The organism is Pseudoduganella dura, assembly GCF_009727155.1.
GTDB lineage: Bacteria > Pseudomonadota > Gammaproteobacteria > Burkholderiales > Burkholderiaceae_D > Rugamonas > Rugamonas dura.
Genome location: NZ_WNWM01000002.1, coordinates 4526839 through 4540241 on the forward strand (window position 1 = coordinate 4526839; position 13403 = coordinate 4540241).

Here is a 13403-nt window from a genome sequence, read left to right on the forward strand (position 1 = left end):
CACCTGCAACTCATCCTGTCCGGCCCCTGCATGGTGGCGGGGCCGCGGAGAATGCGGGCGTGCGCAAATGGTCGAGCCGGGCATCTTGTGTGGTGCCCGGCGAAAACGGCAAGCGTTATCAGCTCCATCAACCGGCAAGCAACGACTCTGTGCTTGCTTGCCGGATTTATCCTAACGATCCAGCCAATCTAATTCCAGCATCCGTCCACCAACCCGATGACAACATTGGTTGCCACCCTGATCCGTGCCCGGCTGTGCGTATACGTTTATTTCCGCTGAATTTGCATTCCGCGAGGCCAGCGGATGCGCCCCTGTGTAGAATCGTGGTTTTCTTCTTACACTGCAACAGCAGGCCAGCACTACTTTAGTGCTGTATTGCTACGGCGAATTGATTATATATTCAAAATGAAGGACTTAGAGAGATTTTCTGGGAAGCCAATCCAAAAGGGCCGGCCACAAGCCGCGGAGCCTTCCCCCCAAACAGTCCTGCCACAAGCACAATTCGTGACGATCGGCGAAGAAGAGGCCGGTCAGCGTATCGATAACTACCTGTTGCGTATTTGCAAAGGCGTTCCGAAGAGCCACGTCTATCGCATCCTGCGTTCCGGCGAAGTCCGGGTCAACAAGGGCCGCATCGACCAGCTGTATCGCCTGGTGGCCGGCGACATCGTCCGGATTCCCCCGGTACGTATCGCGGAGAAGCCGGACAATGGCGCACCGGCAGCGGAGTTTCCCATCATTTTCGAGGATGCGCACCTGCTCGTCATCGACAAGCCGGCCGGCGTGGCGGTGCATGGCGGTTCCGGCGTGTCGTTCGGCGTGATCGAGCAATTGCGCGCCGCCCGGCCGGACGCGAAGTTCCTGGAACTCGTACACCGGCTGGACCGGGAAACTTCCGGCCTGCTGCTGCTGGCGAAAAAACGCACCGCCCTGACCAACCTGCATGAACAGATGCGCGACGGCGAGACGGACAAGCGCTATCTCGCGCTGGCCACCGGCGACTGGAAAAACAAGCGCCAGCACGTCAAGGCCCCGCTGCACAAGTATACGACGGGCGATGGCGAGCGCCGCGTCGCGGTGAAGGAGGATGGCATGCCGTCGCATACCGTGTTTACACTGCTGAAGAAATTCCCGGAATTCGCCTTGCTGGAGGCCGAACTGAAAACCGGCCGTACGCACCAGATCCGGGTGCATTTGCAGTCCACCGGTTTTCCGATCGCCGGCGACGACAAATATGGCGACTTTGCGCTGAACAAGGCACTGCAAAAACGCAGCGTGCCGTTGAGGCGCATGTTCCTGCACGCGCACCAGATCACGTTCCGCCACCCCGACAGCGGGAAAATCGTCACGCTGAACGCGCCCCTTGCCCCCGAATGCGAAAGATTCTTGGTAAGCTTGGGCCAACCCGATAACTCTGCTCTGCAATAACGGGCATATCAATACACGGAGCCGGCCTGGCCGGAGCACATGGCAAGAAAGCAATTTGACCTGATCGTTTTCGATTGGGACGGCACCCTGATGGACAGTACGGCAACGATCGTGAAAAGCATCCAGTCGGCGGCAAAGGATCTCGGCCTGCCGGTGCCGTCGCGCGAGCGCGCATCGCACGTGATCGGCCTGGGCCTTTCCGAAGCCATGCAGGTGGCGCTCGGTCCGGACGTGGACGCGAAATACTATCCGCGCATGGTGGAGCGCTACCGTTACCACTATCTCACCAAGGATGGGGAACTCACGCTGTTCGACGGCGTGGCGGAAATGCTCACCGAACTGTCGCAGCAGGGCTATTTCCTGGCCGTGGCCACCGGCAAGAGCCGCGTGGGGCTCAATCGCGCACTGGATGCGGCAAAGCTGCTCACCACGTTCCACGCCACGCGCTGCGCGGACGAAACGTTCTCCAAGCCGCACCCGGCCATGCTGCAGGAACTGACCCGCGAGTTGGGCCAGGACCTGCGCCGCACGGTGATGATCGGCGACACCACGCACGACCTGCTGATGGCGCAGAACGCCGGCTCGGCCGGCATCGCCGTGGAGTATGGCGCACACCCGGTCGACCAGCTGCATGCGTGCCGCCCGCTGTTCTCGGCGAAAAACGTGCCCGAGCTGCATGCGTGGCTGGGCGCCAACGCCTGATGGACATGTCCCGGACAGCACCGATACCCACATCGAAGGACGCAGGCAAGCACGGGGGCCGGCCGTGAGCACCGATATCCTGATCTGCGCGGCCGACGCGGTGGCGGAGGGCGGCAAGGGCATCCGCTTTGCCGTGCTGGCCGGCGGCGAGCCGGCCACGGCATTCGTCATACGGCATGGCGGCACGCCGTATGCCTACCTGAACCGGTGCGCGCACGTGCCGATCGAGCTGGACTGGAATGAAGGCGACTTCTTCGAATCATCCGGGCTGTACCTGATGTGCTCCACGCACGGTGCCGTGTATATTCCCAGCAGCGGCCAGTGCGCGGGCGGTCCGTGCCGCGGCGGCCGGTTGCGGCCGGTGGCATTGGCCGAGCGCGACGGCAACCTGTACTGGCAACCGGACGATTATATCCGCCCTCCAACAACTGTTTTATGAGCAACGAAATCAACGACACGCCGGGCAGCCTGCCCCCTGAGCCGCTGCGCGCGGACACCCCGCCCATCAAGTGGGAACGCGAAGTGCTTGAAAAGCTCGTGTTCGCCACGATCAAGGAGCAGCGCGCCAACCGCCGCTGGAGCATCTTCTACAAGGTGGCACTGCTGCTGCTGGTGTTCTTCGCGATCGCCAGCTACTTCGAGGTGGACCTGTTCGGCGGCGAAGGCGACGTGGGCCGCCATACCGCGCTGGTCGAAATCGAGGGCGATATCGAATCCCAGGGCAGCGGCGCGGCCTCGGTCGTCATCCCCGCGCTGAACAAGGCGTTCGCGGACAATGGCTCGGTTGCCGTCGTGCTGCACATTAACAGCCCGGGCGGCAGCCCCGTGCAGGCCGGCATGATCGTCGACGAGATCCGCCGCCTGCGCCAGGGCTACCCGGAAAAGCCGCTGTATGTGGTGGTCGACGAGATCTGCGCCTCGGGCGGTTATTACATTGCCGCCGCCGCGGACAAGATCTACGTCAACAAGGCCAGCATCATCGGTTCGATCGGCGTATTGATGGATGGCTTCGGGTTTACCGGCACGATGGAGAAGCTCGGCGTCGAACGGCGCCTGCTCACGGCGGGTGCGAACAAGGGGTTCATGGACCCGTTCACTCCGCTATCGGAAAAGCAGAAGCAGCACGCGCAGGCAATGCTGAACGAAATCCACCAGCAGTTCATCGAAACCGTGCGCGCCGGCCGCGGCAAGCGCCTGCAGGAAACGCCCGAAACGTTTTCCGGCTCGTTCTGGACTGGCGCGCGGGCGATCGACATGGGCCTGGCGGATGAGCTCGGCAGTGTCGACAGCGTGGCGCGCGACGTGGTGAAGGCCGAAGACATCATCGACTACACCCAGCACGAAGGCTTGCCGGAGCGGGTGCTGAAGAAATTCGGTGCGGCGGTCGGCAGTGGCGCCATGAAAGCGGCCGTGCAGGCCGGCGTGCCGGCGTTCAGGTAACGCGTGCTGATTGTCGAGGCTTGCTGTCGGGCTTGCCATCGGCCCTGCCATATCAATACGGCGCACGGTAGCAATCCCGAGCTTGAAAACAAATACAGATAGGTTATAGTGGTGCTGTAGTTCGTTGAAGGAGGGCGTAATACTAAAAGTATTCAATATTCGATCGTGCGGTTTTCATTCGCACTGTCTTACATAGCGGAACTACCCTGCCGCATTCAGCGGAACTGAGAGAATTGCAATTCCTCATCGGTCCTGGGTTTGGACACGAGAACAGCGGCCCCTGGCCGCTGTTTTTAATTGGGCGGGCATCATCACGGCCATTGCCATCGGCGAAGCAAAGCCACCTTCTTCCAGCCAGTCGATCAAACCCTGGGTATTGGCCGCCAGCCAGCGGCCCTGCGGCATCAGCGCCTGTTCGGCGCCGATACGGCAGCGGGCGATCAGGGATGCGGTAGCGAACTGCGCAGCGGCGTCACGGGCGATGGCAGAGCGGCTTTCGATGGTCGTCATAACGAACTCCTGGGTTGATCGATCGTATCGGGATCGCGGATACTTTCTTAACAATAGGGTAGGAAGCTCTCGCTGCTGTTCAGCAAATTCCTACAAGAACTTCAGTGTACCGATGACGGGAATGTCTAACTTGATATTCCTCAACGGCAGGATGATTGCAACTGGCAATCCGGTAAAATGCTGCTCATGAGTAAACTATCGCTGGATCGCATCCTCCAATCCCAGGGTTTCGGAACCCGCAAGTACTGCCGCACGCTGATCGAAGACGGGGAAGTGGCCGTCAATGGCGTCATTGCCGACAACTACAAGGCCGCCGTGGAAACGGAAGGGCTGGTCCTGACCGTCTTCGATGAGGAATGGCGCTACCGGCAGCATGTGTACATCGCCCTGTACAAGCCGGCAGGCTATGAGTGCTCCCGCAAGCCCAGCCACCACCCGGGCGTACTGAAACTCCTGCCCGAGCAATTCACCTGGCGCGAGGTGCAGCCTGTTGGCCGCCTCGACCATGACACGACGGGCCTGCTGCTGATCTCGGACGATGGTCCGTTCATCCACGCCCAGTCGTCGCCGAAGCGGCACGTGCCGAAGGTCTACCAGGCCACCACCGCCGAGCCGGTCACGGAGGCCCTGGTGGCGCAGCTGTTGTCCGGCGTGCAACTGCACGATGAACCGGCCCCGCTGGCGGCACTCGTGTGTGAAAAGAAAGGCGAACATCAGCTGGAGATCGTGCTGGAGCAGGGCAAGTACCACCAGGTGAAGCGCATGCTGGCCGCCGCCGACAATCACTGCAGCGCGCTGCACCGGTCCGCCATCGGCGGGCTGACGCTCGAGGCACTGGGGCTGAAGGAGGGGGAGTGGTGTTACCTGGAGGCGGAGCAACTGGCACTGCTCGCCGCGGCCTGATCCGATCATCCGGCGCAATTTTTCGTTGAATTTCCCGTAAATCGCATCCCGACCGGGCCAGCAAGGCCGCCCGGTCACCCGATCCCGCCCAGGCTGTGGCGGTCCCGTGCTCACCGTTTCCCCGCCACCGGCCTGCCCGCATCCTCGCAATCGAGGATGTTTCAAATGTGAAACATCAAATTGCCGCCGGTTTGCCGCGCTGTTTCCCCCTTCGCCTGTGCCAGCCATGCCCGACAATGCATGCTGAGAAAAGTCGGCGCAGCCGAAAAAGGTAACCGGAGCACCCGATGGCAGAAGACAGCGAAGCCGAGAAGACAGAACCCGCGTCAGAGCGGCGCCTTACACAGGCGCGTGAAGAAGGCGATGTTCCCCGGTCCCGCGAAGTGGCGACCTTCACCGTGCTGATGGCCGCGGGTGCCGGCCTGTACATGTACGGTTCCACGATGGTACGGCAGCTGTCGGCCACGCTCACTTCCGGCCTGCGGCTGAGCCGCGAGCAGGTGTTCGACATGGATGTGCTGGGCCAACGCATCCTGGCCGACGTGGTACAGGTGATGATCACCTTCCTGCCGCTGGGCCTGGCCGTGATGGTGGTGGCGATCGCATCGCCCGTGCTGGTCGGCGGCTGGCTGTTTACCGCAAAGGGCTTCATGCCCAAGTTCAGCAAGCTCAATCCCGTCAGCGGCATCACCAACATGGTGTCGAAGAATGCACTGGTGGAGCTGGTCAAGGCCATCATCAAGACGATCATCGTCGGCGCCGTGGCCTACATGGTCGTGATGCGCTACAAGGACGCGATCTTCGGCCTGCCGTCGGAGCCGGCCAACGAGGGCTATGCCCACATGCTCGACATGCTGGCAATGAGCTTCCTGTTCCTGGTCGGCGCGCTGGGGTTCATCGCCGGCATCGACGCGCCGTACCAGATGTGGCACCACGCGAACAAGCTGAAGATGACGCGCCAGGAAATGATCCAGGAATCGAAGGAGTCGGACGGCAATCCGCAGATCAAGGGCAAGATCCGCCAGATGCAGCGCGAGATGGCGCGGCGCCGCATGATGCAGGATGTGCCCACCGCCGACGTGGTGGTCACCAATCCTACCCACTACGCGGTGGCGCTGAAATATGCGGACGGCTCGAAGGGTGCACCGAAGGTGGTGGCCAAGGGCACCGATGCGGTGGCGGCGAAGATCCGCGAGCTGGCCAAGGAAAACCGGGTGGCGATCCTGGAAGCGCCGGCGCTGGCCCGTGCGCTGCACAAGCATACCGATATCGGCGACGAGATCCCGCAGCGGCTGTATGCCGCCGTGGCCGAAGTACTGGCTTACGTGTACCAGCTGCGCGCCTACCGGCCGGGCGGCCGGTATCCGGACCGGCCCACGAAGCTCGACGTGCCGGCCGACCTGGACCCGAACACGGCCAAGCCGGCGCAGTAGATTCAAGCGCAATCCTTTCAACAATAGCGTCAGGGGAAGAACACGATGCAAGCAATCAGAATGCCCGGCTGGATGAACGGCATCACCGGCGGCAAGCCGCAAAGCCTGGCCGCGCCGATCCTGATCATCATGCTGCTGGCGATGATGATCCTGCCGCTGCCCGCGTTCATCCTCGACCTTTTCTTCAGCTTCAATATCGCGATTTCCGTCATCGTGCTGCTGACCAGTCTCTACACGGTCAAGCCGCTCGACTTCATGGCGTTCCCGATCGTGCTGCTGCTGACGACGATGCTGCGCCTGGCGCTGAACGTGGCGTCCACCCGTATCGTGCTGACCGAAGGGCATACCGGCCCGGATGCCGCCGGCAAAGTGGTCGAGGCGTTCGGCCACTTCCTGATCGGTGGCAACTACACGGTCGGCATCGTGGTGTTCGTCATCCTGACGATCATCAACTTCGTCGTGGTCACGAAGGGCGCGGGCCGGATCGCCGAAGTGGGCGCCCGTTTCGCGCTCGATGCGATGCCCGGCAAGCAGATGGCGATCGATGCCGACCTGAACGCCGGCCTGATCGGCGAGGCCGATGCCAAGCAGCGCCGCGCCGAAGTATCGATGGAAGCGGAATTCTACGGCGCGATGGACGGTGCGTCGAAGTACGTGCGCGGCGACGCGGTGGCGGGCATCCTGGTCACCGTCATCAACGTCGTCGGCGGCCTGCTGGTCGGCGTGATCGCCCACGACATGGCATTCGGCGACGCCGCCAAGACCTACACGCTGCTGGCGATCGGCGACGGCCTGGTGGCGCAGATTCCATCGCTGATCATTTCGCTGGCGGCCGGCGCCGTGGTTTCCCGGGTGGCGTCGGAAAAGGATATCGGCTCGCAACTGATCGGCCAGCTGTTCGCGAAACCGCAGGTGATGTATATCACCGCCGCGATCATCGGCGGCCTGGGCCTGATTCCCGGCATGCCGAACCTCGTGTTCCTGCTGCTGGCCGCCGCGCTCGGCGGCACCGGCTACATGCTGGCGAAAAAGGAAACGGAGGCCGGCGAAACGGGCACCGCGGGCGGTCCGTCGGGCAGCGGCAGCGGTGCCGGTCCGGCGGCGGGCGGCCCGGCCGCGGGCGGGCAGGGCGGCGCCGCCGCCGAGAACGAGGAAGCGACATGGAACGATGTGATGGCGGTCGACACGCTGGGCCTGGAAGTGGGCTACCGCCTGATTCCCCTGGTCGACAAGGCGCAAAGCGGCGAACTGCTCAAGCGCATCAAGGGCATTCGCAAGAAGTTCGCGCAGGAAGTGGGCTTCCTGGCGCCGCCGGTGCACATCCGCGACAACCTGGAGCTCAAGCCTTCGGCCTACCGCATCACGCTGAAAGGCGTGGAAGTGGGCACCGGCGAAGCGTTCAACGGCCAGTTCCTGGCGATCAACCCGGGCATGGCGAGCGGCACGCTGCCGGGCCTGGCCACCACCGATCCCGCCTTCGGCCTGCCGGCCGTGTGGATCGACGCCAGCCTGCGCGACCAGGCGCAGGGCCTGGGCTACACGGTGGTCGATGCCGGCACCGTGGTCGCCACGCACCTGAATCACCTGATCACGTCGCACGCCTCGGAACTGCTCGGCCGCGGCGAAGTGCAGGCGTTGCTCGATCACCTGGGCAAGGAAGCGCCCAAGCTGGTGGAAGACCTGGTGCCGAAGACGATCTCGCTGTCCGCGCTGCAGAAAGTGCTGCAGAACATGCTGGCCGAAGGCGTGCATATCCGCGACATGCGCACCATCATCGAAGCGCTGGCCGAGCACACCGCGCACACGCAGGACCCGAACGAACTGACCGCGCTGGTGCGGATCGCGCTGGGCCGGGCGATCGTCCAGCAACTGTTCCCGGGCAATGGCGAACTGTCCGTGATGACGCTCGATAATCGCCTCGAACGCCTGTTGATGCAGGCGCTGGCGCAGGGCGGCGCCGACGGTGCCGGCATCGAACCGGGCCTGGCCGACACGATCGCCCAGCAGGCCGCCAATGCCGCCATGCAGCAGGAAGCGCTGGGCGTCACCCCCGTGCTGCTGGTGCCGGGCCCGCTGCGGCCGCTGCTGTCGCGCTTCCTGCGGCGCGCCTTGCCGCAGCTGAAGGTGCTGTCGCATGCCGAGATCCCGGAATCGAAGACGATCCGCGTGACGGCGCTGGTGGGCAACACGTAGGGCGCCACGGCCGAGCCCGTGTCATGGGGTCAGGCACCATGACACGAGCCCAGCCTTGGGATATCGCCTTCCGCACTTCTGAAATACCCCCCTTTTCCCTACCTGTTCGGATGATGCTTACTCCACGGCATCGTCAATAATCTCACCATCGAGAATATCTCTGTGCATGGCGAACGGGAGCAGCAATGAACGTCAAGAAATTTACCGCGCCCACGTCGCGTGAGGCGCTGCGGAAGGTACGCGAGGCGCTGGGGCCGGATGCGGTGATCCTGTCGAATCGCCCGATGGATGGCGTGGTCGAGATCCTGGCGCTGGCCAACGACGATGCCGCTTCGCTGGCCAGCCCGGTCGACGATGCGCCGCCCGGCGCGCCGCACCTGGACCTGGATGACGGCTATGCCGCCGCGCCTGCGTCCATGCCGCGCCCGCAGGCGATGCCGCAGCCCCCGCGTGCCGCCGCGCCGATGAGCTATGCCGATGCGCCGGAGCCGATGCCGGCCGTCCGGTCCGCCGCCGCACCGACGTCCCGCGCGCCGTTCGCGCCGCCGATGCCGCCACAGGTCGCGCAGCCGGCATATCAGCCGCCGATGCACCAGCAGCCGATGCACCAGCAGCCGATGCACCAGCCGATGATGCAGCCTGCGGTGGACATGGCCGGCATCACCGCGCTGGTGTCCGAGGCCGTCAGTGCCGCCAAGGCCAATGCCGCCGCCGAGATGCACGGCATGATGAGCGAGCTGCGCGCCATGCGCGGCATGATGGAAACGCAACTGGCCGAACTGTCGTGGGGCAGCGCGCAGCAGCGCGAGCCGCACAAGGCCGCCGTGCTGCGCGAACTGCTGGCGGCCGGTTTTTCCACCACGCTGGCGCGCCGCCTGCTGGACAAGCTGCCCGCCGGCCGCAGTGCCGACGATGCCTCCCGCTGGATCCACACCGTGCTGGCCCGCAATGTCAGTGCGCTGGCCACCGAGGATGCGCTGATCGAGCGCGGCGGCGTGTTCGCGCTGGTGGGCCCCACGGGCGTGGGCAAGACCACCAGCACGGCCAAGCTGGCTGCCCGCTGCGTGATGCGCCATGGCCCGCAAAACCTGGCGCTGATCACCACCGATGCCTACCGTATCGGGGCGCACGAACAGTTGCGCATTTACGGCAAGATCCTTGGCGTGATGGTACATTCCGTCAAGGATGAGGCCGACTTGCGCATCGCCTTGAAGGAGCTGCGCAACAAGCACACGGTGCTGATCGACACGGTCGGCGTCAGCCAGCGCGACCACATGGTGACCGAACAGGTGGCGATGCTGCAGGGCACCGGCGTCGATGTGAAGCGGCTGCTGTGCCTGAACGCCACGTCCACGCAGGAAACGCTGACCGAGGTCGTGCGCGCCTACCAGGGCAGCGGCCTGGCCGGCGGCATCATCACCAAGCTGGACGAGGCGGCATCGCTGGGCAACGTGCTCGACGTGGTGATCCGCCAGAAGCTGCAGCTGTATTACGTATCGAACGGCCAGCGGGTGCCGGAAGACCTGCACCTGGCCCAGCCGGCCGAGCTCGTGGAGCGCGCGTTCCGGCTGAAGAAGGATGTGTCCCAATACACCGACGGCGACCTGCCGATGCTGATGGCGGCCGCCGGCAACGATGCACTGCGCGAGGTTCACCTTGGCTAATTTCGATTTCGACCAGGCGGAAGGACTGCGGCGCATGCTGGCGGGGCCGCCGCGGCCCCGCATCGTCACGTTCCTGTCGGCCACGCCGCAGGACGACAAGGGCGCCATGCTGGTCAACCTGGGCGCCTCGCTGGCCCGCGCCGGCAACGACGTGGTGCTGGTCGATGCCTGCGCCAGCGCGCACGGCGTGGCCTCGCGCCTCGGCATCGACAACGGCGCCAGCCTGCTGAACGTGGCGCGCCAGGAATGCGCGCTGAACGAGGTGATCCACGAAGTACCGCAGGGCTTCAACGTGGTGTCGATGACGCGCGGCGAATCGCGCAACGGTCCGCCGGAAGCGCGGCGGCTGGCCAAGGCGTTCGACGTGCTGGCCGCGCAGGCCGGCATCGTGCTCGTCGACGGCGAGTTCGATGGCGAAGCGTTCCCGGTACCGGTGATGGCCAGTTCGGAAATCGTGGTGCAGGTCTCGAACAGCGCCACGTCGATCACCAACGCCTACATGATGATCAAGCGGCTGAACCATGAGCTCGGGCGGCGGCCGTTCGGCATCGTCGTCACGGGTGCGTCCGAGAGGGAGGCCAAGGTGGTTTACGATAATATGGCACAGGCGGCAAGCCGTTACCTGGCAGTCAATCTCGTATCGATGGGATCGGTGCCGGCCGATGAATACCTGCACCGCGCGGCGCGCCTGGGTCGCGCCGTGGTGGACGCGTTCCCGCTGGCCGGTGCCTCGGTGGCGTTTCGACAATTGGCGGGACGGTTTGCGCTGGCTTCGCCGTCACATCCTGGGAGCGGCCACCAACTGCAGCGCTGAACCTGGCGTTCATTACAAGAATAGAGATTTATGTACACGGTCAAAGGGAAGGTGAACAAGGATTCGCTGCTGACGGAGCACATGCCCCTCGTAAAGCGCCTTGCTCACCACATGAAGGCAAAATTGCCGCCCAGCGTGGAAGTGGATGACCTGGTACAGGCGGGCATGATCGGCCTGCTCGACGCGATCAACCGCTATGAAGAAACGCACGGCGCCCAGTTCGAAACCTACGCGGTGATGCGCATCCGCGGCGCGATGCTCGATGAATTGCGCAGCAGCGACTGGATGCCCCGCACCTTGCGGCAGGACATGCGCAAGATCGAGAACGCGATGGCCGTGCTGCAGCAGAAGCTGGGCCGGCCGCCGGCCGAATCCGAAGTGGCAAAATCGCTGAAACTGTCGCTCGAGGATTACCAGGAGATGCTGGGCGAGGGCGGCGGCCACCAGCTGCTTTACTACGAGGATTTCCAGGGCGAGGAAGGCAACGACAACTTCCTGGACCGCTATGCCCATGACGAAGAAGCCGATCCACTGCGTTCGCTGATGGATACCGGCTTCCGCCAGGCCGTCATCGATGCGATCGACGCACTGCCGCCGCGCGAGAAAATGCTGATGGGCCTGTACTACGAAGAAGAATTGAACCTGAAGGAAATCGGCGCCGTGCTGGGCGTCTCCGAATCACGCGTGTCGCAGCTGCATACCCAGGCGGTATCCCGGCTGCGCGCCACGTTGCGGGAGCAGGCATGGACTGGTCCAGCGTAGCGGGTATCGTGCTGGCGCTGGCCGGCCTGATCGTGGGGCAGGCACTCGAAGGCGGTAAACCGTCCTCGCTGATCCAGCCGGCCGCCTTCGCCATCGTCGTCGTCGGCACGTTCGGCGCCGTGCTGCTGCAAACGCGGCCGGCCACGCTCAAGCGCGGCATCCTGATGCTGCGCTGGGTCTTCAAGCCGCCTGCGGATGGCCGCACGCTGCTCGCGCGCGACATCCAGGCCTGGAACCAGACCGTGCGCCGCGAGGGCCCGCTGGCGCTGGAGCGCCACATGACCGGCGCGCGCAACATGTTCCTGGCAAAGGGGCTGCGGATGGTCGTCGACGGCATCCAGCCCGACAAGCTGCGCCAGCTGCTCGATACCGAGATCACGGCATTCGAAACCTCCGAACGGCAGGCCGTGCGGATCTGGGAATCGGCCGCCGGCTACTCGCCCACGATCGGTATCCTGGGCGCCGTGCTGGGCCTGATCCACGTGATGGAAAACCTGTCCGACCCGGCCAAGCTGGGGCCAGGCATCGCCGTGGCATTCGTATCCACGATCTACGGCGTGGGGCTGGCGAACCTGTTCTTCTACCCGATCGCGAACAAGTTGAAGAACATCGTCACCGCCCAGGTCCACCAGCAGGAAATCGCCGCGGCCGTATTCCACGACATCGCCAGCGGCGACTTCTCGCGCATCATGGACGAGCGCATCGCCACGCTGTTGCAGGAGTACGCATGAGCTTTCAATATCGCCGGGCGCGCCGCCCGTTCGACGAGGAACCGGAAAACCACGAGCGCTGGCTGATCTCGTATGCCGACTTCATCACGCTGCTGCTGGCGTTCTTCGTGGTGATGTATGCGATTTCGTCGGTCAACATCGGCCGCTACCGCATCTTTTCCGATTCGCTCGGCGAAGCGCTGGGCGGGCAGGGCGCCAACGTCAAGCCCAATACCGAGGTGCTGAACCAGCCGTTGCCGAACCCGAACCTGAAGAAGCGCCAGGAACTGATGAAGCAGGAGCGCGCGTCGATGACGAAGCTGGCGCAGGATCTGCAATCGACGATGGCGCCGCTGGTCAAGGAAGGCAAGGTGCGGGTCACGCAGAACAGCCGCGGGGTTTCCGTGGAAATCAATGCCAGCGTGCTGTTCGACCCCGCCGAAGCGAAGCTCACGGAAGAGTCGCGCGAAGCGCTGACCGCCGTGGCCACGCTGCTCAAGAGCGATCCGCACGCGGTGCAGGTGGAGGGCCACACCGACGACCAGCCGGTGCGCAACATCTATCCGTCGAACTGGGAGTTGTCGTCGATGCGCGCGGCCACGGTGGTGCGGCTGTTCATCGAATCGGGCGTCGCCCCGGAGCGGCTGACCGCCGTCGGCCATGCCTCGAACCATCCGGTCGCCCCCAACGACGACCCGGTCGGCCGCGCCCGGAACCGGCGCGTGGCGGTCACCATCCTGTCGACGGTGCCGGATCCGGAGACGGAGATTCCCACGGCGGCGGACGACGTGCCGGCCGCCCCCGCGCCGCAACCTGCGCAATAAGGAATTCGGGACGGACCCTG

13 protein-coding genes are annotated in these 13403 nt (G+C 64.2%); 12 read left to right on the forward strand and 1 reads right to left on the reverse strand.

What is annotated here, in order from left to right; translation table 11 throughout:
- Positions 1-405: 405 nt before the first annotated feature.
- The 4 genes from GJV26_RS19770 (at position 406) to GJV26_RS19785 (ending at position 3570) form a co-directional block, all read left to right on the forward strand.
- Positions 406-1428, forward strand: a complete 1023-nt coding sequence (locus GJV26_RS19770) for an RluA family pseudouridine synthase (RefSeq protein WP_155710464.1) — start codon at positions 406-408, stop codon at positions 1426-1428.
- A gap of 39 nt (positions 1429-1467) precedes the next feature.
- Positions 1468-2130: an HAD-IIIA family hydrolase gene (locus GJV26_RS19775; protein ID WP_155710465.1), complete on the forward strand. Its 663-nt coding sequence runs from the start codon at positions 1468-1470 to the stop codon at positions 2128-2130.
- A 64-nt stretch (positions 2131-2194) separates the two neighbouring features.
- Positions 2195-2569 carry a Rieske (2Fe-2S) protein gene (locus GJV26_RS19780; RefSeq protein ID WP_229427965.1) on the forward strand — a complete coding sequence of 125 codons (375 nt, stop codon included), beginning with the start codon at positions 2195-2197 and terminating at the stop codon, positions 2567-2569.
- Complete coding sequence (locus GJV26_RS19785; RefSeq protein WP_155710467.1) at positions 2566-3570, forward strand: S49 family peptidase; 1005 nt, start codon at positions 2566-2568, stop codon at positions 3568-3570. Before GJV26_RS19780 ends, GJV26_RS19785 begins: the two co-directional genes overlap by 4 nt.
- Before the next feature lie 243 nt (positions 3571-3813).
- Here the strand turns inward: GJV26_RS19785 and GJV26_RS19790 are convergent, their stop codons facing one another.
- On the reverse strand, positions 3814-4080 hold the full coding sequence (locus GJV26_RS19790; protein WP_155710468.1) for a hypothetical protein: 267 nt from the start codon (positions 4078-4080) through the stop codon (positions 3814-3816).
- 186 nt (positions 4081-4266) lie between these two features.
- Here GJV26_RS19790 and GJV26_RS19795 point away from each other — a divergent pair, with 186 nt between their 5' ends.
- The 8 genes from GJV26_RS19795 to motD all read left to right on the forward strand — a co-directional run bounded on the left by GJV26_RS19795 (position 4267) and on the right by motD (position 13383).
- Positions 4267-4983 (forward strand): pseudouridine synthase, encoded by a 717-nt coding sequence (locus GJV26_RS19795; RefSeq protein ID WP_155710469.1) that lies wholly within the window; start codon positions 4267-4269, stop codon positions 4981-4983.
- Positions 4984-5270: 287 nt separating this feature from the next.
- The gene (gene flhB / locus GJV26_RS19800) at positions 5271-6416 is read left to right on the forward strand and encodes a flagellar biosynthesis protein FlhB (protein WP_155710470.1); all 1146 of its coding nucleotides are present in this window, start codon (positions 5271-5273) and stop codon (positions 6414-6416) included.
- 45 nt (positions 6417-6461) lie between these two features.
- Positions 6462-8609 (forward strand): flagellar biosynthesis protein FlhA, encoded by a 2148-nt coding sequence (gene flhA / locus GJV26_RS19805; RefSeq protein WP_155710471.1) that lies wholly within the window; start codon positions 6462-6464, stop codon positions 8607-8609.
- A gap of 185 nt (positions 8610-8794) precedes the next feature.
- Positions 8795-10273, forward strand: a complete 1479-nt coding sequence (gene flhF / locus GJV26_RS19810) for a flagellar biosynthesis GTPase FlhF (protein WP_155710472.1) — start codon at positions 8795-8797, stop codon at positions 10271-10273.
- Positions 10266-11087 (forward strand): MinD/ParA family ATP-binding protein, encoded by an 822-nt coding sequence (locus GJV26_RS19815; RefSeq protein ID WP_155710473.1) that lies wholly within the window; start codon positions 10266-10268, stop codon positions 11085-11087. The genes flhF and GJV26_RS19815 overlap by 8 nt, the downstream gene beginning before the upstream one ends.
- 30 nt (positions 11088-11117) lie before the next feature.
- Entirely contained in the window at positions 11118-11849 is a 732-nt protein-coding gene (locus tag GJV26_RS19820) for an RNA polymerase sigma factor FliA (RefSeq protein ID WP_155710474.1), read from the forward strand.
- Entirely contained in the window at positions 11831-12580 is a 750-nt protein-coding gene (locus GJV26_RS19825; RefSeq protein ID WP_155710475.1) for a flagellar motor protein, read from the forward strand. Before GJV26_RS19820 ends, GJV26_RS19825 begins: the two co-directional genes overlap by 19 nt.
- A complete protein-coding gene (gene motD / locus GJV26_RS19830) occupies positions 12577-13383 on the forward strand; it encodes a flagellar motor protein MotD (protein ID WP_155710476.1) in 807 nt (268 codons plus the stop codon). Before GJV26_RS19825 ends, motD begins: the two co-directional genes overlap by 4 nt.
- Positions 13384-13403 lie beyond the last annotated feature (20 nt).